General features: G+C 70.8%; 17 protein-coding genes. 4 read left to right on the top strand and 13 right to left on the bottom strand.

The window, feature by feature from the left end:
- Positions 1-612 precede the first annotated feature (612 nt).
- Together IE247_RS30805 and IE247_RS30800 are read left to right on the top strand one after the other, a co-directional pair.
- Positions 613-3,195 (top strand): DEAD/DEAH box helicase, encoded by a 2,583-nt coding sequence (locus IE247_RS30805; protein ID WP_190126621.1) that lies wholly within the window; start codon positions 613-615, stop codon positions 3,193-3,195.
- A gap of 415 nt (positions 3,196-3,610) precedes the next feature.
- Positions 3,611-3,898 carry a hypothetical protein gene (locus IE247_RS30800; protein WP_190126620.1) on the top strand — a complete coding sequence of 96 codons (288 nt, stop codon included), beginning with the start codon at positions 3,611-3,613 and terminating at the stop codon, positions 3,896-3,898.
- A gap of 317 nt (positions 3,899-4,215) precedes the next feature.
- On the opposite strand, the gene IE247_RS30795 is transcribed toward IE247_RS30800, so the two are convergent.
- A complete protein-coding gene (locus IE247_RS30795; RefSeq protein ID WP_190126619.1) occupies positions 4,216-5,436 on the bottom strand; it encodes an LLM class flavin-dependent oxidoreductase in 1,221 nt (406 codons plus the stop codon).
- Positions 5,437-5,840: 404 nt separating this feature from the next.
- Here IE247_RS30795 and IE247_RS30790 point away from each other — a divergent pair, with 404 nt between their 5' ends.
- Positions 5,841-6,251: a hypothetical protein gene (locus IE247_RS30790; protein ID WP_190126618.1), complete on the top strand. Its 411-nt coding sequence runs from the start codon at positions 5,841-5,843 to the stop codon at positions 6,249-6,251.
- A gap of 468 nt (positions 6,252-6,719) precedes the next feature.
- Here IE247_RS30790 and IE247_RS30785 read toward each other — a convergent pair whose 3' ends face one another.
- The 12 genes from IE247_RS30785 to IE247_RS30730 all read right to left on the bottom strand — a co-directional run bounded on the left by IE247_RS30785 (position 6,720) and on the right by IE247_RS30730 (position 21,077).
- Positions 6,720-7,007 (bottom strand): muconolactone Delta-isomerase, encoded by a 288-nt coding sequence (locus IE247_RS30785; protein WP_190126617.1) that lies wholly within the window; start codon positions 7,005-7,007, stop codon positions 6,720-6,722.
- A 105-nt stretch (positions 7,008-7,112) separates the two neighbouring features.
- The gene (locus IE247_RS30780) at positions 7,113-8,603 is read right to left on the bottom strand and encodes an aldehyde dehydrogenase family protein (RefSeq protein ID WP_190126616.1); all 1,491 of its coding nucleotides are present in this window, start codon (positions 8,601-8,603) and stop codon (positions 7,113-7,115) included.
- Positions 8,600-9,742, bottom strand: a complete 1,143-nt coding sequence (locus tag IE247_RS30775) for an ABC transporter ATP-binding protein (protein WP_190126615.1) — start codon at positions 9,740-9,742, stop codon at positions 8,600-8,602. Before IE247_RS30775 ends, IE247_RS30780 begins: the two co-directional genes overlap by 4 nt.
- Positions 9,739-10,758 (bottom strand): ABC transporter ATP-binding protein, encoded by a 1,020-nt coding sequence (locus tag IE247_RS30770; protein WP_190126614.1) that lies wholly within the window; start codon positions 10,756-10,758, stop codon positions 9,739-9,741. The genes IE247_RS30775 and IE247_RS30770 overlap by 4 nt, the downstream gene beginning before the upstream one ends.
- A gap of 191 nt (positions 10,759-10,949) precedes the next feature.
- Complete coding sequence (locus tag IE247_RS30765; RefSeq protein WP_190126613.1) at positions 10,950-11,897, bottom strand: ABC transporter permease; 948 nt, start codon at positions 11,895-11,897, stop codon at positions 10,950-10,952.
- Between the two features lie 19 nt (positions 11,898-11,916).
- On the bottom strand, positions 11,917-12,867 hold the full coding sequence (locus tag IE247_RS30760; RefSeq protein ID WP_190126612.1) for an ABC transporter permease: 951 nt from the start codon (positions 12,865-12,867) through the stop codon (positions 11,917-11,919).
- A gap of 13 nt (positions 12,868-12,880) precedes the next feature.
- Positions 12,881-14,515: an ABC transporter substrate-binding protein gene (locus tag IE247_RS30755; protein WP_190126611.1), complete on the bottom strand. Its 1,635-nt coding sequence runs from the start codon at positions 14,513-14,515 to the stop codon at positions 12,881-12,883.
- Positions 14,512-16,119, bottom strand: a complete 1,608-nt coding sequence (locus IE247_RS30750; RefSeq protein WP_190126610.1) for a phytoene desaturase family protein — start codon at positions 16,117-16,119, stop codon at positions 14,512-14,514. Before IE247_RS30750 ends, IE247_RS30755 begins: the two co-directional genes overlap by 4 nt.
- Positions 16,120-16,162: 43 nt before the next feature.
- Complete coding sequence (locus IE247_RS30745; RefSeq protein ID WP_190126609.1) at positions 16,163-17,146, bottom strand: dipeptidase; 984 nt, start codon at positions 17,144-17,146, stop codon at positions 16,163-16,165.
- 127 nt (positions 17,147-17,273) lie between these two features.
- Entirely contained in the window at positions 17,274-17,996 is a 723-nt protein-coding gene (locus IE247_RS30740) for a maleate cis-trans isomerase family protein (protein ID WP_190126608.1), read from the bottom strand.
- A 570-nt stretch (positions 17,997-18,566) separates the two neighbouring features.
- On the bottom strand, positions 18,567-19,400 hold the full coding sequence (locus IE247_RS30735) for an IclR family transcriptional regulator (protein WP_190126607.1): 834 nt from the start codon (positions 19,398-19,400) through the stop codon (positions 18,567-18,569).
- A 1,317-nt stretch (positions 19,401-20,717) separates the two neighbouring features.
- A complete protein-coding gene (locus IE247_RS30730; protein WP_190126606.1) occupies positions 20,718-21,077 on the bottom strand; it encodes a hypothetical protein in 360 nt (119 codons plus the stop codon).
- A 1,181-nt stretch (positions 21,078-22,258) separates the two neighbouring features.
- Here IE247_RS30730 and IE247_RS30725 point away from each other — a divergent pair.
- Positions 22,259-24,136 carry a hypothetical protein gene (locus IE247_RS30725; RefSeq protein ID WP_229869457.1) on the top strand — a complete coding sequence of 626 codons (1,878 nt, stop codon included), beginning with the start codon at positions 22,259-22,261 and terminating at the stop codon, positions 24,134-24,136.
- Positions 24,137-24,241 lie beyond the last annotated feature (105 nt).

Here is a 24,241-nt window from a genome sequence, read left to right as displayed (position 1 = left end):
GCGCGCGGTCTGCTCCGCAGACACGACGCGGAGCCGCTACGCGGCTCTTTCCCGTATCGCTTCGCGATACGGGTTGCCGGTCCACTCCGTGGCCCAGCGCCATTCACTCGGCTTCGCCGTGTGAATGGATTCTGGATCGCTCCGCGACCGGAATGCAGGGCACGCTCCGCGCGCCCCGAAAGGCGCTGGCAACGGGTGGAGGTGGTGTCGGATTCCTTGCGTCAAAGGGGGGAGCGCTGGCTTGGTCCCACAACACGGACCCCACTCCGGGGAGTTACGTGGAGTCAGACGGCTAGCTCTCAGGAGCGGATAAAGGGGCGGGTGAAACCGGACCTGAGCGAGGACGGATACGGGCTGATCCCTCCAGTGCGCGTCACCATTGAGCATCCGCTAACTTAGTCCCACAACACAGATACCCATCCCTGACCCAGTCGCCAAAAGAATCTGCGTCACTCCGTCACTCATTCACCGGAATGGCACTCCCATGAATGACCGAATGGCACCGGTGAATCGCTGATGGATTCCTCTTTGACTACCATCGCTGCTGATTGATTCGGGCCGGAAAATCCTGTTGGAAACATGCACCGTACGTTACTCGGAAAGGGCCATCGGATGTCGAATGACGGGCTTCGCCCGCATCAGATCGAGGCGATTGATGCGGTACTCCGCTATCTCCAGCTCCCGGCCGGCTCCCCGGTGCCGCCGGAGGGGCTGCGGTGCCAGGTGATCGCGGCGACCGCGTCGGGCAAGACCCGCATCGCTGCCGTGGTCGCCCAACGGCTCCACGCACGGCGGGTGCTGGTCCTGGTGCCGACGGTGGATCTGCTGGCCCAGATGGCCGCCGAGTGGCGCAGAGCTGGACGGGCTGGGGCGATGGTCGGTGCGTGTGAGTCACGAGTGGCGGCGTCCAGTGGGATGCCGTGCACCACTGATGCGGCGGAGCTCTTGTCGTGGGTGGGGGACGGTGAGGACATGGTGACGGTGTTCTCGACGTACGCCACCGCGTCCATGGCGGTCCAGGGCGCGCACAAGCTCGGGATGGGTGCGTTCGACCTGATCGTGGCGGACGAGGCGCACCGCACCTCCGGGGATGCCGAGAAGTCGTGGGGGGCCGTGCACGACCAGGCGAAGATCCCTGCCGTGCGGCGGCTGTACATGACCGCGACGGCTCGGGTATGGGAGGCCGCCGAGGATGCGAGGAAGGGCGGTCGGGAGGTGCCGCGGCTGATCGCGAGCATGGACCCGAACTCTCCGATGTTCGGGCCGGTGGCGTGGAAGCTGACGCTCGCCCAGGCGATCAGTAGAGGGTTGGTGGCTCCGTACCAGGTGATCTGCGTGGACATCTCCGACCCCGAGCTGCACGCCGCGCAGGCCGGCGGCGACCGGGGGTCGGACCTGGTACGCGGGGCCCGGCTCGCGGCGCTCCAGGCCGGACTGGTCACGGCGGCTGCGGACGAGAACCTGCGGAAGACCTTGGCCTTCCACTCCCGGGTCGCGGAGGCGGAGGCGATGTCCGAGGGTATTCCCGCTGTTGCGGCGCGCCTGCACGCGCAGGATCCGAAGCGGTACCACGCCCCGGAGCGGGTGTGGGCGTCGTGGCTGTACGGCGAGCACAAGCCGGGCCGCCGGAAGGTGACCCTGGACGACTTCGCATCCGATGTGATCACGGTCCCGGACGGTAAAGGCGGAATGGTGATACACCCCGCCATGCTGAAAGTGATCTCTTCCGTGAAGGTGCTGGGCGAGGGCGTCGACACCAAGCACTGCGATTCCGTCGCTTTTTGTGACGCGCGGGGCTCGATGGTGGACATTGTGCAAATGGTGGGGCGTGCTCTCCGTATGCAGCCCGGTGAGGGGAAAGTGGCATCGCTGGTGGTGCCGGTATTCCTCGCACCAGGTGAAAGTCCGGACGACATGCTGACCTCCAGGGGGGCGGAGACCCTCGCGAAGGTCCTCGGAGCGCTCCGGGCACACGACACGGACGTGATCGAGGCGCTCGCCGACCCTCGCGTCCGCAGCGGGAGTTGGGAGCCCGGGGAGAGCGAGGACGACCGTGAGGCGGAGGGCCTGGAGGAGCCGGGGGCGGCGAAGGGCCCGAGCGCGCCCGCACAGGGGCTCCTGAAGTTCTCGACACCGCGTGATCCGGCCGAGGTGGCCCGGTTCGTCGCGCTGCGGGTGCTGCACCCGGAGACCGACTACTGGCGCAGCGGTCTCGCGGCGGCCGTGCGGTATGTGAAGGAGGTCGCGAAGGATGGTGTGCTGCGGGTGCCGTACGACTACGTCACCCCTGAGGACTGGACGCCGGACGGGTTTCCGCTGGGGACGTGGCTGCGGAATCAGCGGACCGACTACCGGGCCGGGACCCTCGCCTCGGAACGTGTTCGGGAGCTGGAGAAGCTCGGGGTGGTCTGGTCGCACCAGGACCACGCCTTCGAGGAAGGACTCACCGCCGCCCGCCACTGGGCCGCCGAGCACGGGCACCTCCTCCCGCCGGCCACTGCCGTCTGGGACGGGTACCCGGTCGGGACCTGGGCCAAGAATCTTCGGACCGCGGCCCGGCTCGCGGACGCGCGCGCTGAACAGCTGGAGGCCGGACTGCCGGAGGGCACGCAGACGGGCGGGCTGTCGGCGGAGCGGCGGGCCGCGTTGGACGAGATCGACCCGGGGTGGTCGCCGGTGTGGGACGCGGGATGGCAGCGGTGCCTGCGCCTCGCCCAGAACCACCTGGCCAACGGCGGCACCGTGCCCCTGGAGGCCGGGGAGGTCGTCGTCCAGGGCGAAGACCTCGGCCGGTGGGTCCAGGGCTGCCGGTACGGATGGGACGCGCTGCAGCCGGCGCAGCAATGGCTGCTGGAGAACGCGCTCGGGCTCGAACCGGCGGGTGAGGACGAGCGGCCGGTGAAACGCCGGACTCAGGACGACAAGTGGACCCTCAACCTGCGGGCGGCACAGCAGTTCCACACCCGTGAGGGGCACCTCGGTGTCCCGAGGAAGCACGTAGAGCATGTAGGGCCCGGTGAAGGGCTGCGGGGTGCTCAGAACGGTACTGAGGGCGTTGTGGAGGTGAAGCTGGGGATGTGGCTCGACAACGTCCGCAAACGCGCCGACAAGCTCAACGCGGAACGCCGGGCGGAGCTGGACAAGCTAGGCATGCGGTGGACCACCACAGCGCGGGCGGGGAGGGCGACGCGGTGAGCACGGACACATACACCGAGGACGCGGGCCGACGGGCAGCACGAGAGGTGTGGGCGGGCACAAGAGGCCGAGTGCCGACCAGGCATCGTGCGCATGGGCAGCAGCCCAGTCTGAGCACCTGCGCGGGCTCTGCGGGCCAGAGCAGGTGACTGAGCGGCCGTCCACGGCCAGCCTGCAGATTGGGCCGATGTTCTCCCCGGCGACTTCCGGAGCCATCCGCAGATCTCTGGCCCAATCACCTTGTAGTCGGCGAGGCCCGGTGTGATCAGGGCGGCACCGTGAGGGGAGCCGTGGCCTGATGCCCAGATACACGCCCGCCAACTCCCGTTCTCATGCCCTGCGCTGTGTGCCTTGTGCTCTGTGTCCTGCGTCCCCTGCCTGTCCTCCTGCGAGGCGGTCCACCTATGCTGCGGGCATGCCGGATCCGCTCTCCCTCCAGGAATACCTCGTCAAACGCTGCGAGCGATGCGACCGGGTCGGCTTCACCCTGCATGACGGCCGCGAGTTTCTCGGCTGGGTGACCGAGGTCACCGACAGCCTGGTCCTCCTGGACTGGGCCCTCGGCCCGATGGACCTGAACCCGCCCGCCGAGCAAGACCTTCTCGACGAATCGGGTGAGTGGCTGTCGCTGGACGCGATCCTCCCCGGCTCTGCCTCCCACTACGACCGCGGCAGCCGCACTTGGGTGCCCCGGCCCTGCTGAGGGTCGCCCGGTCATCGCGGATCCGATCGGCTGGGGCGGGCGGCCGAAGGCGCGGGTCCCAGCCCCTCACCCGGCCGAACCGTCCGTGCCGATGGTTCATGGGGGGGGGCTCCCTGGTGGGACGCACGGTCAGACTCCGGTGGAGGAACCGGCCCTGGCGCCGCGGTACGCGAGGCGCGTCCTGGCGGTGGCGGGCGGGTTCACGGCAGGGAGAATGACCCCGGATAGGGGCGAGCCGGAGCCAGTTCGGCAACCCGGGCGGAGCGACCACCGGGCCGGGCCAACAGCCGTCACCGGAGTTCTGTTCTCGCGGACCGTCAGGGCTCAGGTGTCTCCGAGGTGCGTTCGCCGAAGTCGGGGCCGGGTCGCTGCAGACCGTCAGCCCTGACCGCCTGCTCGGCAGCATGTCGGGTCTTCGCCTCGTCAAGCGCGTCGCCCATGCGGCTGTACAGTGCCTCCCTGCGCCTGACCGCGAGGGCTCGTGCGGCGTCGAGACGTTCGAGACTGCCTTGAAAGTGCGGGGCGACCTGCTGCGCGAACAGTTCGAAGTGCTGACGGGTGGCGTCTGCCCTCGCCCATTCGTGCGCCATCATGAGGTAGCAGCCGAAGCCGTGGGACTGCTCTTGCAGCAAGCGGATGTGCCGGATCGCGTCGTCCGGTGTGCCGATTACGCCAACACCGGATTCGTTGATCCAGTCGATGCGTTCCTTCAGCGTCGAGCCGCCGGGCTCGAAGTGCGGTACCGCAGCTTCATACTGCAGATAGCGGCACCAGTCATCGAGTCCGTACGCGACGTCCTTGTAGGCCTGTTCTTTCGTTTCGGCGATGTGCATCGGTCCGACCAGTCGCCATGCGGCGCGTTCAATAATGGTGTCGAACTGATGGGCTCGTTCTTCCATCACGCTCCAGTGCGCGGCGAGCATGTCCAGGTCGCCGGTCATGGTCGCGCCGATGGACAGCAGCGCCAACCCGTGCTTGCCTGCGATCCGTGGGCCGGACGGCGAGGCGATCGCCGCGATGCCGACTTCGAAGCAGGGTGTGGTGTACGGGCGTAACTGACATCTGGCTTCGACGAGGTTGTAGCGGGCGGTCTTCTTGGTAACGGGTTCATCCTGGGTGAGCAACTGGATGAGGACGTCGGTGTCCTCTTCCAGCGCGGACCTCTGTGAGACCGGGTCGATGCCGATCATCGTCGCGTCCGTCGGGAGGGAGCCGGGGCCGAGGCCGAGCATGAATCGGCCCCGGGTGAGGTGATCGAGCAGGATCGCGCGGTCCGCCACCCACAGTGGGTTGTGATACGGCAGAGAGAGCACGCCGGTCCCCAGCTTGATGTGTTTGGTCTGGGCTGCGACGTGCGCGATGAAGATCTCTGGGCTGGCGATCAACTCCGATCCGCCAGAGTGGTGTTCGCCGATCCAGGCTTCGTCGTAGCCGAGCTCGTCGAGTTGCTGAAGGGTGGCCAAGTCCCGTGCGAAAGCAGTGAGGGGGTTCTGTCCCCGAGCAGTGTGAAACGGTGCCATGAAGACTCCGAAACGCATCTCATGTCCTTCCGTCAGATCAGATACCGGCCAGGCGACCCACCGCTGAAGGGCGCCCTCGCGTGGTGCTCAGCCTCCGGGCCGTTACGGGTCTGCCGCTCGATTCAGCGCCGGCTGAACCAGCGTGTCCCGGGAATCGGGTAGGAAGGTATTACTGTACTCAGTTCCAATCCGCTGTAGTTCCGGCAGGATGATGCGCAAGGCAGCCGACGGCCTGTGTTGGGTCGGGAAGGTGTCCATCGCGCCCGGGAGTTGGCAACCGTGGCCGAAGTGACGGCCGGGTTCGGCGGCGTATCCCAGCAGCTTGAGCCAGAAGGTTCACCCCTGTCACGTCCAGAAGGCTCGAAGGTCCTGCCGGCCGCGTGACATCGCGCTGAAACCGGTACATCGGCTGTTCTGAACCTATGCGCATCCTCCTTGTGCCGACCCCGGTCTGCCTGTACCCCGGGGAAGCTGTCATCCGGATCAGCCTTTGGCGCCAGGAGCTCGAACCACTCGGTGTAGCGGCGGACCTTGGCCACCAGGTCGTCGACGGGCTCGGTGACCCGGTCGATCTCCAGCAGCATCGCGGGCACGTCCGCGTCCGGGGCATGCAGTATCAGGTCGGCGTACTGGGTGTACCCGTACGGAAGGCGGTGGGCGATCTCGGTCTGCCACGACAGCGGCGTACCGAACCCGGCCCCGGTCAGCACCGCCACAGTCGATGCCTGCTGGTGGGCGTGGGTCTCGGCGGCGGCCCGCTGAGCGGGAGTGAGAGCGGTGTCCCGGCCGGGGTGGTCGACGGCGTGAGGCGGATCCGCCGGCGCCGGTCGTGACCCGCACCATCCTCTCGTCGGCGTCGCCCGGGCGGCCCACCAGGAGGTGTTCCGGCGGATGGACGCGAATGCTGACGGGGCCGTCACCTTCGACGAGTCCTGCCGGCCCGCTCTCGGTTCCCTTTTCGACCTCGCCGACCTCGCCGACCTCGACGGCGAGGGCTGCTGACCCGCGACGAGTTCACCCGGCTGCGCGCCGCCACCGGGAACAGCTCCGACGGCGCGGACGCCGCGTTCACCGCCCTCGACGTGAACGGCGCCAGCGCCGTCGACCGCGACAGCTATCTGGCCGCGATTCGTGATCTCCTCACCACCGGCAACTCGCCCATGGCCGGCGCGTACCCGGACAGCCACCCGACCCGGCCGGCACCATCACCTCCTGAAACAGGTGATGAGCGAAAGGCCGGGCGAGTGCGCCGCAGGTGGTGAGCAGGACACCCAGCGGGGTGCGTCCCACTGAGCGGCCCGTCAGACCGCCGGTCCCGGGTCGACCGGGTGGTCGGCCAGTGAGTGGACCGTGACGTCCATCCAGGGCCAGACCGGCAGCGCGGAGATGATGGTGTGGAGTTCAGTGGGGTCGGCCGCCCGCCACAGTCCCCAGTTCTCGGTCCGGCCTGGCACCCGCCACATACGGACCAGATTTCCGGACGCGGCGAGTTCGGCGGCGCGGCGGCGTTCCTCCTCGGAGACCGCCGCCTTGAGCCCGGGGTCCATGGCATCGGGCCAGGTGATCCGGATGTTGACGAGAAATTCCATGGGAGGGGGTCCTGTTCCTGGGAGGTCGGGAGAATCCCGAGGCATACGAGGGGTGGTGTCCGCCGGGCGGTGGGCGGTGGGCGGTGGGCGGTGGGCGGTGGGCGGTCAGTCGCCGAACGGGTCGGCCGGGGTTCCGTGCTCGGTGACGACGGACTTGGTCTGGAGGAATTCGGCGACGGCCTCGACTCCGTTCTCCCGTCCCAGACCGGACTGCTTGTAGCCGCCGAACGGCACGCTCCAGTGCAGCAGCCGGTAGGTGTTCACCCAGACCACCCCCGCCTCCAGCCGCCGTGCCACCCGGTGCGCACGGGCCACGTCGCGGGTCCAGAAACCTGCGGCCAGGCCGTACTCGACGGAGTTGGCGAGGGTGACCGCCTCGTCCTCGGTGTCGAAGGGGTGCACGGTGACCACCGGTCCGAAGATCTCCTCCCGGCAGACGGCGAGGCCGGGCGGGGCGTCGGCCAGCACGGTCGGTTCGTACCAGAAGCCCGCGTCGGCGGGCGCGGCCACGGTGGCCCGCCGTCCGCCGGTGACGGCCCGGGCGCCCTTCGCGAGGGCGTCGTCCACGTATCCCTCGATCCGTGCCAGGGCCGCCGCGGAGGCGACCGGCCCGACGTGAGTGCGCGGGTCGCGGGGGTCGCCGACGCGCAGCCGTCCGACCGCCTCCCCGTACCGGCGGAGGAAGTCCTCGTACACCTCGCGCTGGACCAAGACCCGGGAGCCCGCCACACAGGTCTGGCCGGCCGCGGCGAAGGCGCCCTGCCGGGCCGCGACGACGGCGGCGTCGAGGTCGCCGTCGGCGAAGACGATGTGTGCGGACTTGCCGCCCGCCTCACAGACGTAGCGCTTCATCCGCCCGGCCGCGCGTGCCCCGAGCGTACGGGCGACGGCGGTGCTGCCGGTGAAGGTGACCATGGCGATGCCGGGGTGGTCGGTGAGGCGGCGGCCCTCGTCGGCGCCGCCGATGACGACGCTGATCACTCCCGGCGGGAACCCCGCCTCCAGGGCCAGTTCGGCGAGGCGCACCGAGGAGGCGGGGGCCTGCGGCGGCGGTTTGAGGATCACGGTGTTGCCCGCGGCCAGCGCGGGGGCGAGTTTCCAGGAGCCGAGTGAGAGTGCGCCGTTGAAGGGGGTGAGTGCGGCGACCACGCCCAGTGGTTCCCGGGTGATGAGCGCGCTCGCGGTGGCGCTGAGCGGGCGGGAGATGTCCTCCATGGTCTCCGCCACGGCGGCGAAGTAGCGGTACCAGCGGGCCAGGGCGCCGACTTCGCCCCGGGTGGCCGTGAGGGGCTTGCCGTTCGCCCGGGTCTCCAGTGCCGCGAGTTCCTCGGTGTGCGCGACCAGCACGTCGCCGAGGCGGTGGAGCAGATCTGCGCGGGCGTGGGCGGGGAGTGCGCCCCAGGAAGGGGCGAGGAAGGCGGCGCGGGCGGCGTCCACGGCGGCGTCCACGGCGTCCGGGTCCTGGTGGGCCCGGGCCCAGATCTCCCCGGTCGCGGGGTCGGTCAGCGGCACCGTCGCGCCCGCGGGTGCGCGCCGGGCCCCGCCCGTGTGGGAGGTGTAGTCCTCGATGGGCGGCGCGGTGTCGGGGGTGGTCATGGAGCGGTGGTCCTTTCCGGTGACGGGGACGGGCCTTCTGTGGCCGGGGCCTCCGTGGAGGGGTTCGTGGGGGGCGGGTTCTTCGGGGACAGTGCGGCTCGTACGCCGGGTGTGCCGGCGTGGTGGCAGGCCAGGGTGTGTCCGGCCGCCCCGGCGGCGGTGGTCGGGGGTGGCGGGCCCTCTCGGCAGACCTCGGTGGCGAACGGGCAGGAGCGCTGGAAGCGGCATCCGGGCAGCGGATCGGCCGGGTCCGGGGGTTCGGCGCGGGTGCGGACCTCGCCGGGGCGGCCGGGGGCCCGGGGGTCGGGCACGGGCACGGCCGCCAGCAGCGCGTGGGTGTAGGGATGGCGCGGCGCGGAGAACACCTCGTCGCAGGGGCCGCTCTCCATGATCAGGCCGCCGTACATCACGATGACGTGGTCGGAGATGTGCCGTACCACGCTCATGTCGTGGGAGATGAAGAGGAAGCTGACGTCCTGGTCGCGGCGGAGGTCCTTGAGGAGATTGACGATCTGGCCCTGGATGCTGACGTCGAGCGCGGAGACGATCTCGTCGCAGACGATGAAGCGGGGCTCGACCGCGAGGGCGCGGGCGATGGCCGCGCGCTGGCGCTGGCCGCCGGAGAGTTCATGGGGATAGCGGTCGGCCAGCTCGGTTCGGAGGCCGACCTGGGCGAGGAGTTCCGCGACCCGCTCCCCCGCCTTCTCCCGAGGTGTCGTCCGGTGCACGGAGATGACCTCTCGGATCATCGCCCGGATGGTCATCCGCGGGTTGAGGCTGGCGTAGGGGTCCTGGTGGACGATCTGTGCGAGCCGGGGCAGCGAGCCTTCGCGGCGGATCTCCTCCAGGGCCCGGCCGTGGACGCTGACCCTGCCGGAGGCGATGGGCGAGAGGCCGACCAAGGCGCGTCCGGTGGTGGTCTTCCCGCTGCCGCTCTCGCCGACGATGGTGACGATGCTGCGGGCGGGCACTGTGAAGGAGACCCCGTCCACGGCGTGTGCGGTGCCGGTGACCCGGCGGAGCACGCCGGTGCGGATGGGGAAGTGGACCCGCAGATCGGCCACGGTGACGGCATCGCTGTCGGTGTGGGTGCCGGGTGGTCCGGGGGTGGCGGGCGGCGACGCGCCGGCGGCGTTCATGAGCGCTCTCCTCGGTGGTCCGCACCGGCGGGGACCGGTGCGGTGAAGGGACAGCGGACAGCGTGTCCGGGGACGGCGGAGGTGAGGGGGAGGAGTCCGGGGACGGAGTCCTCGCACTCCGCGCGGGCGGCGGGGCAGCGGGGCCGGAAGGCGCAGCCGGGCGGCGGCGCGGCGGGGTCGGGCGGGAAGCCGGGGATGGCGGGCAGATACTCGACCCGCGGACGGTCCATCCGGGGGATCGAGTCCATCAGGGCACGGGTGTAGGGGTGGGCGGGGTGGTCGAAGAGCGCGGTGGTGGGGGCCGTCTCCACGATCCGGCCCGCGTACATCACGGCGATCCGGTCGGTGACGCCGGCGACGACCCCGAGGTCGTGGGTGATGAGGATCAGGGCCATCCGGAGGTCCTTGCGGAGCCGGTCGATGAGCTGGAGCACCTGGGACTGGATGGTGACGTCGAGGGCGGTGGTGGGTTCGTCGGCGATCAGGACCTGGGGTTCGCGGCTGATGGCCATGGCGATCAGGACGCGCTGGCGCATGCCGCCGGAGAGTTCGTGGGGGTGGCTGCGGAGCCGTTCGCGGGCGCCGGGGAGGCCGACGAGATCGAGGAGTTCGGCGCACCGCGCGGCGGCGTCGCGGCGGCTGAATCCGTCGTAGTGGATGAGGGGTTCGGCCATCTGCGCGCCGATGGTCATGGCGGGGTTGAGTGCGGAGAGCGCGTCCTGGGAGACGAGCCCGATGCCCGAGCCCCGGACGGCGCGCATCTGCCGAGGGGTGAGCGCCGTCAGGTCCTTGCCGTCGAAGTGCACCCGGCCGGTGATCTCGGCTCCGGTGGGGGCGAGCATGCGCAGGACGGCCAGCATGGTCTGGCTCTTGCCGCAGCCCGACTCGCCGACGACGCCGAGGGATTCGCCGGCGGCGACGCTGAAGGAGACGTCGCGCACGGTCTCCAGGGGGGTGCCGGCCTGGTTGTGGCCGCGGTGGGCGACCCTGAGGTGTTCGACTTCCAGTACGGTCACGGTGAGTCCTCCCGGTGCGGAGTGTCTTCGAAGTGGCGTCGTCCGTCCCCTGGGCCGTCAGGCCCGGGGAACGGGTCCGGCGGGGTCCGGTGCGGGGGGGTACTCCCCCTTCGGCTCCGCGCGGGGGCACCACCGCCGGGGAAGGCGGACGTGCCGGGGATGGCGGACGGACGGGGCTTCGAGGAGACGGCCTAGGCCAGTTTGATCTTCGGGTTGAAGTACGCCTGGATCACGTCGACCAGGAAGTTGATCAGCACGAACGCGATGGCGATCACGAGGATCCCGCCCTGTACGAGGGGGATGTCCCGGGCCGAGATGGCCTGGTGGAGGGCGAGGCCGATGCCCGGCCAGGAGAACACCGTCTCGGTGAGCACCGCGCCGCTGAGCAGGAAGCCCGCTTGCAGGCCGATCACCGTGATGACGGACGGCAGGGCGTTGGGGAGCACATGGCGGACGATGACCCGGAACTCTCCGACGCCGCGTGAGCGGGCGGTGCGGACGTAGTCGTTGCCGATCACTTCCAGCACCGATGAGCGGGTCATACGGGCGATGACCGCCAGTGACCAAGCGGCGAGGGTGATGACGGGCAGCACCATGTGGGCGGCGATGTCGAGGGCTCCGCCGCCGCCGATGGAGGTCATCCCGGTGGCGGGGAGGATCCGCAGTTGCAGCGAGAAGACGACGATGAGCACCAGTCCGAACCAGAACGACGGCACGGAGTTGAAGAACAGGACGCCGATGGTGAGGCCGCGGTCCCGGGCCGAGCCGGGTTTCTGCGCGGCCCAGGTGCCGATGGCGACGCCCGCGACCGCCGCGACGGCGATCGCGGTGCCCGACAGCAGCAGGGTGTTGAGCAGCCGGTCGGAGAGGACTTCGGAGACCGGTCGGCCGAAGGAGAGCGAGCGGCCGAGATCGCCGCTGAGGAGGTTGCCGAGATAGGTGAAGTAGCGGGAGAGGGCGGGTTCGTCCAGGCCGAGGTCCTCGCGGAGCGCCTGCCGGTCCTCCTCCGAGGAGGTGGGGCCGAGCAGGGCGCTCGCCTGGTCGCCGGGGATGATCTGGCCGAGGCCGAAGGTGGCGATGGTCACCCCGAGAATAACCGGGAGCATGTGCAGCGCGCGGCGCAGGGTGAAGGTCAGCATGGCGGTTCTCCAGGGCTGTTCATGACCGGCTCCACCGGGTCCACAGGGGGCGTGGGCCTCCGCGCGCGGCCCGGGACGTGCGGCTGCGCGGGTCGAGGCGGTCCCGGATGCCGTCGCCGAGCAGGTTGAATCCGACGGCGAGCACGACGATCGCGAGGCCGGGAATGGTGGCGACGTGGGGTGCGGTCACCAGCAGTGCGCGTCCGCCGCTGAGCATCTGGCCCCAGTCGGGGGTGGGCGGCTGGGCGCCCAGGCCGAGGAAGGCGAGACTTGAGCTGAGGATGACGTTGCGGCCGGTCTGGAGGGTAGCGAAGACGGCCACGCCGCCGAGCAGGTTCGGGGTGATGTGGCGGAACGCGATGCGCAGATGGCCGTAGCCGAGGGCGCCTGCGGCCTCCACGTACTGTTCCTGGCGCAGGGCGATGACGTTGCCCCGGACGATCCGTCCGAATTCGGGGACGGTGACCACCACCATCGCGATGACCATGGAGGTGATGCCGGGGCCGAGGGCGACGCCGATGCCGAGGGCGAGCAGGATGCCGGGGAAGGAGAACATCACGTCGAAGATCCGCATCAGTGTGCTGTCGAGCCAGCCGCCGGCGTAGCCGGAGAGCAGTCCGATGCAGCCGCCGATGACGAGCGCCGCCAGCGTCGGCACCACGGCGACCAGCAGAGCTAGCCTGGTTCCGTGCATCAGCCTGCTGAGTATGTCGCGGCCCACCTCGTCGGTACCGAGCAGGTGGCCGTCGCTGAGGAGGCCGAGCCCGATGGACGAGGGGTTGGTGGCGAGGGGGTCGTCCGGGGCGATCAGCGGCGCGAGGAGCGCGATCAGGATCGTGACGGCGACGATGGCGCCGCCGATGAGGACGGTGGTGTTGCCGGAGCCCGCCGGCGGGCGGAGGCGGATGCGCCGCCGGGGGGTCGCGGCCCGCACGGCGGCGGGGCGGGGTGGTGCCGCTGTGGCCTTCATGGCTGTGATCTCCTCACCGGCGGCGGATGGTGGTGTAGTCGATGTAGACGGACGCGGCGGGCACGACTCCGTCCACCGTGCGGCTCAGCAGGCGGGGCAGCCGGTCCTGGTAGAGGAAGACCCAGGGCGCGTCGGCCGTGATGGCGTCGGCGGCTTCGCGGTAGAGCGCGGTACGGCGGTCCGCGTCGGGTTCGCCGCGGGCGCGGTCGAAGAGGCTGTCGACGTCCCGGTTGCGGTACCAGCCGCGGTTGACGCCGTTGGGGGGATGCAGTTCTCCGCTGAACATCCGCTCCAGGAAGTCGGCGGCGTCGGCTCCGGTGGTCCAGCCGTTGAAGGAGCCGTGGGTGGTGTCGTTGTAGCCGTTTCCCTCCTCGGCGACGAGTGAGGCGAACTCCATGTACTGCGTGTCCAGCCGGACGCCGACCGCTTTGAGGTCCTGCTGGATGAGCGACATGATCTCGGTGGCCTGGGAGAAGCCGGGGCCGCTGTCGGGTGCGAGGATCCGCAGCCGTACGGGGGTGGGCACCCCGCTCTCGCGGATGAGCCGACGGGCCCGTTCGGGGTCGTAGGTGTCGGCGACGGCTCCGGGATTCTCCCGGTATGCCTCGTTGCCCCGGGGCAGCGGTCCGGTGGAGGGGGCGACCTGCTTGCCGGTGAGGGTGGCGATCGCCCGGCGGTCGACGGCGTGGTTGAGTGCCTGCCGGAAGACGGCGTTGTCAGTGGGGGCGATCCGGGTGTTGAGGCGCAGGAAGTACTGGTTGGCGGGTTCGGGGTACTGCACGGTCATGGTGCCGCCGTCGGCGAGCTGCCGGACCTGCTGGGCCCCGGCGCTGAGGATCGCGTCCACCTCGCCGGTCTGGGCGGCGATGGCGAGCGTGGTGGGGTCGGTGACCGACTCCACAATGATGGCGGGGGTCCTGGCCGCGCCGCCCCAGTAGTGCGGGTTCCGCTTCAGCGTGATGCGCTTGCCGCGATCGGCGGACTGCTGGGTGAAGGGGCCGGTGCCGACGGGATGGAGGCCGATGTCGTCGGGCTTGTGGGCGCGGAGCGCCTTGGGGCTGATGATCGACATGCGGCGGTCGGTGAGCACCCGGGGCAGACCGGCGTACGGTTCGGTGAGTCCGAGGGTGACGGTGTGAGGTCCGCGGATCTCGACCTTCTCGATCCAGCGGGTCAGGAACTTCATGTTGCCGGCGGCGGTCGGGTCGTGGAAGGCGGACTTCTCGTCCATGATCCGGTCGAAGTTGGCCTTGACGGCGGCGGCGTCGAAGGGTGTGCCGTCGGTGAAGGCGACGCCCTCGCGGAGTTCGAGGGTGTATGTCCGGGCGTCCGGGGAGGCTTCCCAGGACGTGGCGAGCCCGGGGCGGAGTTCGGGGGCCTGGGCCGTCTCCTTGCCGAGGTTCTCGCGGATCAGCGGATCGAAGAGGGCGTCGATGACCCGGAGCACCGGGGTGCCGGAGGCGCGGTGCGGGTCCAGGGTGGGGATCTCTCCCTCGGCGCCGATGATCAGGGTCTGCGCGTCGCGTCCGAAGGACGGATTGGCGCTGCAGCCGCTGAGCAGGACGCCCGCGACGGCCATGCCACTCACTGTGCGGCTCAGTCGTCCGGTTCGTGGGCGCTCGGGCCCACTGCGGCGCGAAAGCCTCATGCTTGTCGCCTTTGCTCGTGGTGAAGGTCGTGGAGAACCGCTCCGGCCGTGTTCCTGCCTGGTGTTCCGGTGATGTAGCCGCCCGGCCAGGTCCCGGCCCCGCTGATGTAGAAGCCCGTGAGCGGGGTGCGGTATGCGGCGACGGAGGAGTGCGGGCGGGCCCCGAAGAGATTGCCGGGCAGCATGTCCCCGTGGGTGATGTTGCTCTCCGGCAGGCCCAGTTCGCTCTCGATCTCCACCGGATTCATGAACCGGTGGTCGATGACGCGGTCGGCGAGTCCCGGCATCAGCCGGGAGAGTTCCTCGACGCACCGGCGGCCGAAACGGTCCGTGCGCTCGGCGTCCCAGGGGCCGTCGTGCGGACGGTAGGGGGCGTGCCAGGCGTTGACGCTGATGAGATGGGTGCCCCCCGGGGTGAGTCCGGGTGAGGTGAGGGTCGGTATCAGCCCCCACATCAGGGGCCGCTCGCCGGCGCGGCCCGTCAGTGCCCGGGTGATCGACTCCTCGATCTGTCCGAGCGAGGAGCCCACGCGAAACTGGCATGCCCGCACCCGGTCGGGGTCGGCGTCGTCGGGGAGCCCCGCGTAGGCGGGCAGCGAGTCGACCTCCAGGACGACTTTGAACGCCGATCCGCGCATCGCCGTGCCCGCGACCTCCGCGCGGATCTCGGGGCCCATGGCCGCGTCGTCCAGCAGATCGCGGAAGAGGTGGACGGGGTTGACCGCCGACACCACCCGGTCGGCGGTGAACTCCTCGCCAGTCGCGGTGACGACGCCCCGGACCCCGCCGCCGCCGTGCAGGATCCGCGCCACCGGGGAGCCGGTGCGCAGGGTGACGCCGTGGGCGCGGCAGCAGTCCGCCAGCGCGTCCACGATCGCGCTCATCGACCCGACCGGCAGTCCGGTGGAGCCGCGGAGCGCTACCCGCTCGGCGGCGTCGCCGGAGTGTGGCGCGCCTGCCGCGGCGAGGGCGAAGGGGCGCATCATCAGTCCGACGGCGCTGCCGGGTGTCGAGGGCGGTACGAGCTGGGCGTTCAGTGCCAGCAGGGCGAGCAGGGCCTTGGCCTGGTCCGAGCGGAGGTGTTGGTCGAGCAGCCCGGTGAGGCTGCCCTCGAAGACGGCGGTGAAGAGCTTGCGCTCCGCCGGGTCGGTCAGCCGATCCCCGAGTTCGGCCAGGGCGGGCGGAGGGCCGTCGAGCAGGACCCCGAGGCTCGCGCCGAGCCGTTCGAGGGAGCTGATCAGCCCTCGGTAGCGGCCGGCCTCGCCCGGTGCGAAGGCGTCGAGCTGCTGGTCGACCCGGGCGGGGTCGCGCCAGCCGAGGAAGCACCGGCCGTCGAACTGCTGGACGACGGTCGGGTCGGCCCGGATGAACCGCAGACCGTGGTCGGCGAGCCGGAGTTCGCTGACCACGGCCGGGTTGAGCGACCCGGGCGAATTGGTGAAGGCGAGGCTGCGGCCGGGCAGGAACTCATAGCCGCCGCAGGGCCCGCCGAGGCTCCGCCGGGATTCGACCACGGCGACGCGCAGTCCCGCCCGGCCCAGATAGGCCGCGGTGACCAGCCCGTTGTGGCCGCCACCGACGATCACCACGTCAAACCGGTTCATGCCCGCCCTTCCTTTCCGCTCTCACGCCGTCGTCTCCGCGCCGTCAGTTCCGGGAATCGGCCACGAAGCCGGCGCCGAACATGCGTAGCCAGTTGCCGCCGGAGATGAGCTCGACCTCGCTCTCGCTGAACCCGCGCTTGCGCAGGTGCTCCAGCACGGTGGCGTAGCCGCGGCCGGCGGCGAACCATTCGGGAAACTCGACGGGGCCGGAGATGGGCACCATGGGTTTACGGCTCCAGCGGCCCTGCCGCCACCAGTGGAGTTCCTCGTCGCCCTGTCCGGCGTAGTAGTCGGAGCCGAGCCCGACGTGCTCGACGCCGATCAGATCGACGGTGTAGGCGATCATGTCGCAGAACTGGGCGACGGTGCAGTCGACGCCGCTGGGCGCGATCCGCGGGTACATGCTCAGGCCGACGACGCCGCCGGATTCGGCCGCCTTCTTGAGGACCGTGTCGGATTTGTTGCGGAAGGCGAGTTCGACGTTCTCGCCGACGAATCCCCGGGGGTTGGCATGGGTGATGGCCACCGGCCGCTCGGACGCCTCCAGGGCTTCGAGTGAGGTGCGCTCATTGCAGTGGGAGACGTCGATGAGCATGCCCACCCGGTTCATCTCCCGGATCAGATTGATCCCGTAGGTGCGGGAGAGTCCGGCGTCGTCGCCCTCCCAGCAGCCCGCGCCCGCGGAGTTCTGGGTGTTGTAAGTGAGCTGGGCGATGCGCACCCCGGCCTGATGGAAGGCACCGACGAGGTCGAGATCGTCCTCGAAGGGGCTGCTGTTCTGGAATCCGAGGACGACGGCGGTACGGCCGTCGCTGCCGGCCGCGCGGATGTCGTCGGCGGAGCGGCCCTCCCGGAGGAGGTCGGCGTTCTCCGCGAGCAGCCGCTGCCAGCGGCCGACCTCGCGCATGGTCTCGGTGGAGTCCTCCCAGATCGCGACGGTGGCGTGGACGCCGGCTATCCCGGCGGCGTGCCACTCCTCGAATCGCTCGCGGGCGGGCTTGACGAACTGCAATGCGTCTACCAGCACGTTCTTTCCTCTTTTGACGGATCGGCCGCGTGGTCCGGGCGGGGTGACAGCCCGGCGGTGCGGCGCGGTGTGACGGTGGGGGTGCGGGGTCGGTGTCCCCGGCCGGGCGGGGACGTCCGGACCGGTGTCAGGTGAGCCGGCCGAGGCGGCCGAGCTGCGGGATCTCGTCGCGGAGCCCCAGGGTCCGCAGGGCGCTCCAGAGGGATGCCTGGTTGCTGGTCACCACGGGCCGTCCAGTGTCCATTTCGAGGTACGGCAGGATCTCGAAGGTCCGGTAGGTGCCGCAGGAGATCAGCAGCGCGTCGGCGTCGGGGGCGGCCCTGTGCAGTCTGCGCCCGAGCCGGTAGGCGCTGTCCGCGTCGTGGACGCTGGCCTCGTAGGGGTCGGTCATCTGGAGCCCCTCCATCACGGGCACCTCGAAGCCGACGGCCGTGAGGTACGCGCGCAGCGCCTCGTTGACCTCGTCCGTGTAGATGCTGCCGACGGCGACCGAGGTGGCGCCCACGGCGCGCAGGGCGTCGACCGTCGCCCGCATCATCGTGATCGCGGGAATCCCGGTCTCGGCCTTGATCTCGTCGGTGACCTTCTCGTCGGTGCCGAGGCCCGGTATGAAGGTGCCGGGCGCGCCGCACTGCACGATCAGGTCGACCTTCGCGGTGGCGAGTTGGCGGGACGCCTCCAGCACCTGGCCCATCATTTCGCGCAGCCCCTCCGCGTCGACGCGGGGAACGATGGTCCGGGCGTCGGCGAAGGCCACGCCGGTGGGCGCGACCGAGCGCCACTCCTCTGCTCCTTCGATCGCGGTCGCCGGTCGGATCTGTCCGATTCGTGCACGCCAGCCGAGCATCATGAGGCATTCCTCCTGGAATGGGCCGTATATGCGGAAGGTGAGAGTGTCGAGCGGTGGTGGAGTCCACCGGGACTGATGTGGTGCACGGATTCTGTTGTGTGGAACGTCACCCGTGTAGCGACAAAGGTCCCGTTTTCCCCTGGGATCGACCGGGGCCGGCACCGCCGTGAAGCAATCTGGGACAGTGGACCAGATTTGTTTGGGACACCGTACCCACGGGTTTCGGCCAGGTCAATGGTCAGGTTTTCGGGCAGGGGATGGTACGGGGCGCCAGCCCCGGGCACAGCCGGCCCGCCGGGGTCCGGGCGGGCACGGCGGTTCGCAGCGCGGGCCCATCGGGGTTCGGCGCGTGGCCGCCGGAAGAGGTCACGCCGTCACGGCGCAGTGAGAGGCACGCCGGAGAGGGCTCCCGACGCCGCCGTTCGCCGGGAGCCGGCCCGCCGGCGGGCCCGGAAGGACACGGCAGCAGGCAGGGACTGCCGCGACATACGGGAAGGGCTCGGGGCATGCGGTCCGGCGCGGTGATCGCAGGGGACCGGGGCGCCGGGCGCCGGGGCAGCGGCCCGGGGGTCAGGCGGGCTGGCGCCAGCGGATGGCGATCTGGGCCGCCGCCGCCCGGAGGGTCGGGACCAGTTCGGCCATGCGCCGGTCCGCGAGCCGCGCCTCCGGGCCGTAGATGCTCAGCGCCGCGGTGACCGTACCCTGTGTCGCGATGGGCACGGCGACCCCGCACCCGCCCGTGATCCACTCGCCGCGACTGAAGGCGTACCCCCGCTCACGAGCGGCCGTCACCCGGTCGGCGATCTCCGTCGCGACGGTCGCGCCGACCGTGGAGGCATGCTCGCGCACCAGGTGTTCCAGCTGGGCTTCGGGCAGCATCGACAGCAGCACCCGGCCCGTCGCGCCGGAGAAGAGCGAGTAGGGACGGCCGACCCCCGTGATCAGACGGAGCGGCTGGGAACTCTCCACCTCGTACACCGTCACCCGGCGCCCGTCCACAACGGCGGAAACACACGCGGTCTCGCCCGTCGCGGCGGCGATGCGGGCCGTCGCCTCCGAGGCGGCGCTCACCAGGTCGCTGTTGGCGGCGTGCCGCCAGGCCAGCGTGAGCGCGGCCGGGCCGATCACGTACTTGCGGGAGTTCTCGTCCATGACAGCGAGCCCGACGCGCTCCAGAGAGGCGAGAATCCGCTGAGTGGAACTCTTACTGATCTCCAGATCCCGGCTCAGCTCACGTACCCCGCGCGGCCGGTCGGCCTCGGCGATCGTTTTGAGCACCAGCAGGGCATGGTCCACGATCTGCACCGTGCTCGCGGGGGACGTCCGTTCCCCTGCCGTCCCCGCCGCCGACGCTCCGGTCCGCGAGGCGGCCTCCGCCGACTCCGGCCCCTGTCCGTCCGCCATGGGGCCGGTCCTCTCCCTCGGGAAGCACGGCCCGGTGTGAGGGCGCCCCCCACCGACGATCCGGCCCCTGCCTGCGCGTTGCATGAATAATCGCTCGCGATTATCACACAGTGGCCCCACCTCGTCCTGTACCGCTGCCACCGCGCCGGCCGGGCACGGCAACGAGGCGACCGGCGGGACGGCGGGCGCCGGCAGGCAGCGAGGTGACGGATGGCTCCGGGCAGAGCGGCGGTCGGAGCCGTGCCCGCGGTTCGGTGTGTTCCCCCACCGACCGGTGCACATCATGGTGGAACTGCCCATCCGATGCGGAACACGGTGGACTCCACTCCCGGTGGACTCCACCGGAGCGCCGGGGTGGTTCCATCGTCCGGTGCTCAGCTCCGGCGGCGGCTCCGTGCGGTGCGCCACGGGTGCGGCTGTCCGCCGGGGTGCTGCCGGGGTAACCGGCGCGGCCGCCGGGCCGGGGGCGGTTCCGGCGCCGGGTAGAGCGCCCGGCGCAGCCGGGATGCGTCGGCGAGCTGCCCCCAGGCGCTCGATCCGCCGGTCCAAGTCCGCGGCGAGCAGTTTCAGGTACTCCGGCGTGACGCGGGGCGGGGTCGCATCGGCCATGCGGGTCTCCGGTACTCAAGGGTGATCGGTTCCACCGCACCCTCGCCTGGCCGGCACGGCTGCGGGGGTGCGCGGCCGGTCGCGTCCCGGCAGCCGGCGTGGTGACTTCGGCCCCCGTCCCGCCCGGCGGTCTCGGCCGCCCGGCAGCAGTACCGGCCGTCACGGCGGGCCCGGCCGTCACGGCTGAACACCACCCCGGCCCTGATTCTGCCCGTGGCCGGGCTGCTGCGGGTGCCCGTGCCCCTGGCGGCACGGGCCCACCGCCGGTTCGGCGGCCTGGCCCACGAGTTCCCCGCCGGCCAGGGCACGGCGGCCGACGTCCGCGTCGGCGAGGCTGCGGCTGCGGCTGCGGCTGCGGGCCTCGGCGTCTGCGTCTGCGTCTGCGTCTGCGTCTGCGTCTGCGTCTGCGTCGAGCTTGGCGAGGAAGGCGAGGCGTTCCGGGGTGGTCACCCACGTCCCGGGGTCGGTCGTCCGCCCCTCCGCGTACTCCTGCGGCATCGCCGCCTGCTGGTGGGCGTGGACGGCGGCGGACCGCTGTGCCGGGGTGAGGGCAGTGTCCCGGCCGGGGTGGTCGACAGCGTGCGGCGGATCCGCCGGCGCCCGGTCGCCGTGGTGGTCGTGGCCGGTGTGTGCCGCAGACGATGCGGTCGCGGCCGCGGCTCCGTCCTGCGCGGCTGGCGCCTGTCCCGCAGGTGTCCCGCAGGGTTCTCACTCGCCGCAGTCGGTCACCTCGATGGTCTTCCTGAACCCCGTGCCGAGGCCGTTGACGACGGAGGGGACGTCGTGCATGGAGGCTTGGTCGTAGGTCCACTCGCCCACGACGCACGGGTGGGTGCTGGTGCTGTAGGTGTCGAAGAACCGGCCGGAGTTGTTCCGCATCCAGCCCTTGTACTCGGCCCCCGTGGGGTCGGTCAGCTTGTAGCTCAGGTTCCAGGCGTTGCAGGTGGTCCGAGGCCAGTACCCCAGCCAGTCCTTGGCCTTGCACTCGCTCACCAGCAACGCCGTGACGGTCCCCTCGGACACCGCCAGACATCCCTGGGTCCGCACCTCCGCGGATCCCGCGCTCACGGTCACGGTCGTCCAGTTGCTCTCCCCGCAGAACCATTGCGACTCCGCCGCGACGGCGGGACCCGCCCCTGTCAACGTCCCCGTCACAGCCACGACACACGCCCACACGCCTGCTCGCATCACACGCTCCCTCTCACACGACCCGGATCGACACACTGCACCGAACAGCACGAAACCGCCGTTCCACCGCGAACCCGCAACGAGCCCCCATGCCCGGAGGTACCGAAGACCCGAACCCAATGGCCTGAACGCACCCGCATACCACCCACCCGTCCGAAAACACCACACGCCCCGATCACCAGGCCGACCCTCGCACCGAAACCGCCCCGACCCGGGGCCCCCGCCTCAAAGGACCGGCGACCCGCCATCCACTACGACGCGTCCTCGCCGCGGGCGAACCCCACACCCGTCCCACACACCACAACGTCCGCACCAGACCGGGCGAACTGGATAAACGTCAAGCTCAGCAGAGCCGATACGAGGGGGCCGGTGCCGTGGCTTCCTTCTGTGGGGAGTTTTCGGGCTGTGCGAGCCCGGGCAGAAGTGTCGGCGCACGTGCCGCAGGGCGGCCTCGCTCTCGCCGTGCTCGCCGGTCGCCACGATCGCGCGGATGCCCGTGTCAGCTGGCGGTGTCCCTGCCGCGTGCCGCGCACCGGATGGACGCCGGGGCCCCGGTGGACACCACCATGGCATCCACATCCCCGGCCGGTGAACACGATGTCCGTGCACTCCCCCGGCGGTGTCCACCGTGATGCGCGAGTGCACGGCATCCCCAAATACGGAGCCGGGGGCGGAGTGCCCTCTCGTGGGCATCGTACGGGCGTGGAGAGTGCTCGGCATCGTGGGCGCGTGCACCGGGTGCGCTCGGTTCGGTGCATCGTGCGCACCCGAGCGAGTGCACGACATCGCCGGCACGGTGCGAGGCGGGTGCACAGCATGGTCACCGCGGGGCACCGGATGCCGGGATGCTCCCCGTACGTCACCGCCGGCGTCGGCGGAGGGCGTCCAGGGCTTGGCTCTGGGGATCTCCTGTTGGGTCTGGCCGACCCGCCCATGAACCCGACCCCCTCCTGGTCGATAATGCGGGCGTGAGCGAGCGAGCCCTTCCCCTTCCACCCGAGCACATACCCGCCGGGACCGTAGCGTGGCGGTCCGCCGACGCCCGAACATGGTCGGAGGCGATGCCGGGGAGGTGGGCCCATCCCCTGTTCGCGGCGCTCGCGCTCGCGGGAGGGGCGATCTGGGCGATGGTGTCGGTGTCCGAGACGCCCTGCAGCACGGGCCAGCCGTGCGGTGCCGACTGGCTGGGACTGGCCCAGATCGGTCTGCTGCTGCTGTGTCTGTACTGGATCTGGCGGCAGCCGGTTCCCGCGCTGGCCGGGGTGGTGGTGCTGGCGGCCGCCAGCCTGACCGCTCTGGCGGACCCCGGCACGGCGACCGGCATGGGCGAGTCCGGGTTCGTGGCCGCCGCCGGATTCGTCGCCCTGACCCTGACGCACCGGCTCGGCGCCCGCCGTCGTCAGCGGGCACTCTCGGAGGAGGCGGCGGGACCGCAGCGGCATCCGCTGCCCGAGTCCGCGGGCCGGTTCGCCCGCGGTCGTGTGTCGTTGATCATGGCTGGACTCCTGTTCACGGTGTCGGCCTACGCGCTGTGGGAGGCCCATGGGGAGATCGACGCCTATGAGGAGCGGGCAGACCGGAGCACCCGGGTGAGCGCCCGGGTCGTCCAGGTCGACATCGAGGACGAGGACACATCGCCGCTGGTGGCCATGTCGGACGACAACCGGCGGTACACGGTGGAGACGGTCTTCCCCGAGGACTATCCGGTGGGCACCCAGGTCGAGCTGGTCGTCGACGGCGACTGGATCCGCCTGGTGAGCGAGCCGTACGACATCTTCGGGTGGGAGCTCGTCCTGCTGGCGGGCTCGGTCGCGGGCGCGGGGTTCCTCGCCAACGGAGTAAACGGACGCCGTCGTTCCCGTGTCCTCGACCGCAGTCCCCTGCCGGTGCTGAAGGTCCTGCTCCAGGAGGGCGAGGACGGACGCACCTGGGTGTACGGGGCCGACGACACCGAGGCGGCACGGCCGCTGCTCTCCTTCCACTCGCTGCACGCGAGCGAGAACGCCCCTGAAGATCTCGAAGAACCTGAGGACACTGCCGACTCCTCCGCCCCGGACGGAGCCGACGCCGAGGACGACCACGTCGTGGCGGAACGGCTACGGCGCGAGGAAGAGGCCATCGAGGCCATCCTGAAGGGCTGCGCCGACAAGTCCCCACTGCGGGAGGCGTTGTTGTACGGCTCCCTGTACCAGGGCGCCGAGGTCGCCTTCCTCGCCCCCGAACAGCCCCTGGAACCCGACGGCGAGGTCGAGGTGGAGGTCGAGCGGAGTGTGACCCCCGTACGGCCCGTGGGACAGGGACTGCTCCCCTCCCGGCTCGCCCGGAGCCGTGACCAGGTCCCCGGCCACGGCCGGGACGGTAACCGCCGTCACCGCCGTCCCGTGGCGGCGATCGCGGCGGAGATGCTGCCGTCGGCCGCGCCGCTGACCTGGTCCGCCGACGGGGCGTCACGCGGACTCGGCCTGTTCCTGCTGCTCATGCAGGGCGGCGGCGCATGGGCAGTCCTCAGCGATGGACTGTCGTGGAAGTCACTCCTGGCGGTGCTCGTCCTGCCCATGCTGATCAGCTCGATCGCCACGGCGCTGAACTGGCGGCTGACCGCCGACCGGGACGGTGTCTGGGTGGCCGGCCCCTGGCGGGTACGGCACATCCCCTGGAACTCCGTCACCGGTGCCCGCCACAGCTCCGACACCATCGCGATCAGTGTCTCGGGGGACAAGGACGTCCAGCTGACATCCGTGGGCTTCTTCTGGCTCCAGAACAAGCTGGGCCGAACCTCCGCGGCACTGAAGGCGGCCGAGGAGGTGCAGGCCCTGCTCCACCACCCCGAGCTGCGCCCGGATCAGGTGGCGGGCCCGTCCGAGCAGGGCATGCCCCTCGGCCCAGTGATCGTCGTCATCGTGGCGGTGTGGGCGGCGGCGGTTCTGCTGCTGCTCTGAGGCGTGGGCTGTTCAGAAGTACCGCTGATCATGTCCGGGAGAGCCCCGGCGGAGATCGCCTTCTGTTCGACAGGCGATCTCCGCCCCCGGTCCGAAGGCCGCCGA

Source organism: Streptomyces inusitatus, from assembly GCF_014651115.1.
Taxonomy (GTDB): domain Bacteria; phylum Actinomycetota; class Actinomycetes; order Streptomycetales; family Streptomycetaceae; genus Streptomyces; species Streptomyces amakusaensis.
Note: the sequence above shows the minus strand (reverse complement) of the source record. Positions and strands in the feature narration are given on the sequence as shown.

Coding starts and splice junctions, on each gene's coding strand:
- IE247_RS30760 (WP_190126612.1), bottom strand. CDS start 12,867: ATGAAGGCCACAGCGGCACCACCCCGCCCCGCCGCCGTGCGGGCCGCG.
- IE247_RS30735 (WP_190126607.1), bottom strand. CDS start 19,400: ATGGCGGACGGACAGGGGCCGGAGTCGGCGGAGGCCGCCTCGCGGACC.
- IE247_RS30750 (WP_190126610.1), bottom strand. CDS start 16,119: ATGAACCGGTTTGACGTGGTGATCGTCGGTGGCGGCCACAACGGGCTG.
- IE247_RS30755 (WP_190126611.1), bottom strand. CDS start 14,515: ATGAGGCTTTCGCGCCGCAGTGGGCCCGAGCGCCCACGAACCGGACGA.
- IE247_RS30800 (WP_190126620.1), top strand. CDS start 3,611: ATGCCGGATCCGCTCTCCCTCCAGGAATACCTCGTCAAACGCTGCGAG.
- IE247_RS30765 (WP_190126613.1), bottom strand. CDS start 11,897: ATGCTGACCTTCACCCTGCGCCGCGCGCTGCACATGCTCCCGGTTATT.
- IE247_RS30775 (WP_190126615.1), bottom strand. CDS start 9,742: ATGAACGCCGCCGGCGCGTCGCCGCCCGCCACCCCCGGACCACCCGGC.
- IE247_RS30790 (WP_190126618.1), top strand. CDS start 5,841: ATGCGCATCCTCCTTGTGCCGACCCCGGTCTGCCTGTACCCCGGGGAA.
- IE247_RS30780 (WP_190126616.1), bottom strand. CDS start 8,603: ATGACCACCCCCGACACCGCGCCGCCCATCGAGGACTACACCTCCCAC.
- IE247_RS30785 (WP_190126617.1), bottom strand. CDS start 7,007: ATGGAATTTCTCGTCAACATCCGGATCACCTGGCCCGATGCCATGGAC.
- IE247_RS30725 (WP_229869457.1), top strand. CDS start 22,259: ATGCCGGGGAGGTGGGCCCATCCCCTGTTCGCGGCGCTCGCGCTCGCG.
- IE247_RS30805 (WP_190126621.1), top strand. CDS start 613: ATGTCGAATGACGGGCTTCGCCCGCATCAGATCGAGGCGATTGATGCG.
- IE247_RS30795 (WP_190126619.1), bottom strand. CDS start 5,436: ATGCGTTTCGGAGTCTTCATGGCACCGTTTCACACTGCTCGGGGACAG.
- IE247_RS30740 (WP_190126608.1), bottom strand. CDS start 17,996: ATGATGCTCGGCTGGCGTGCACGAATCGGACAGATCCGACCGGCGACC.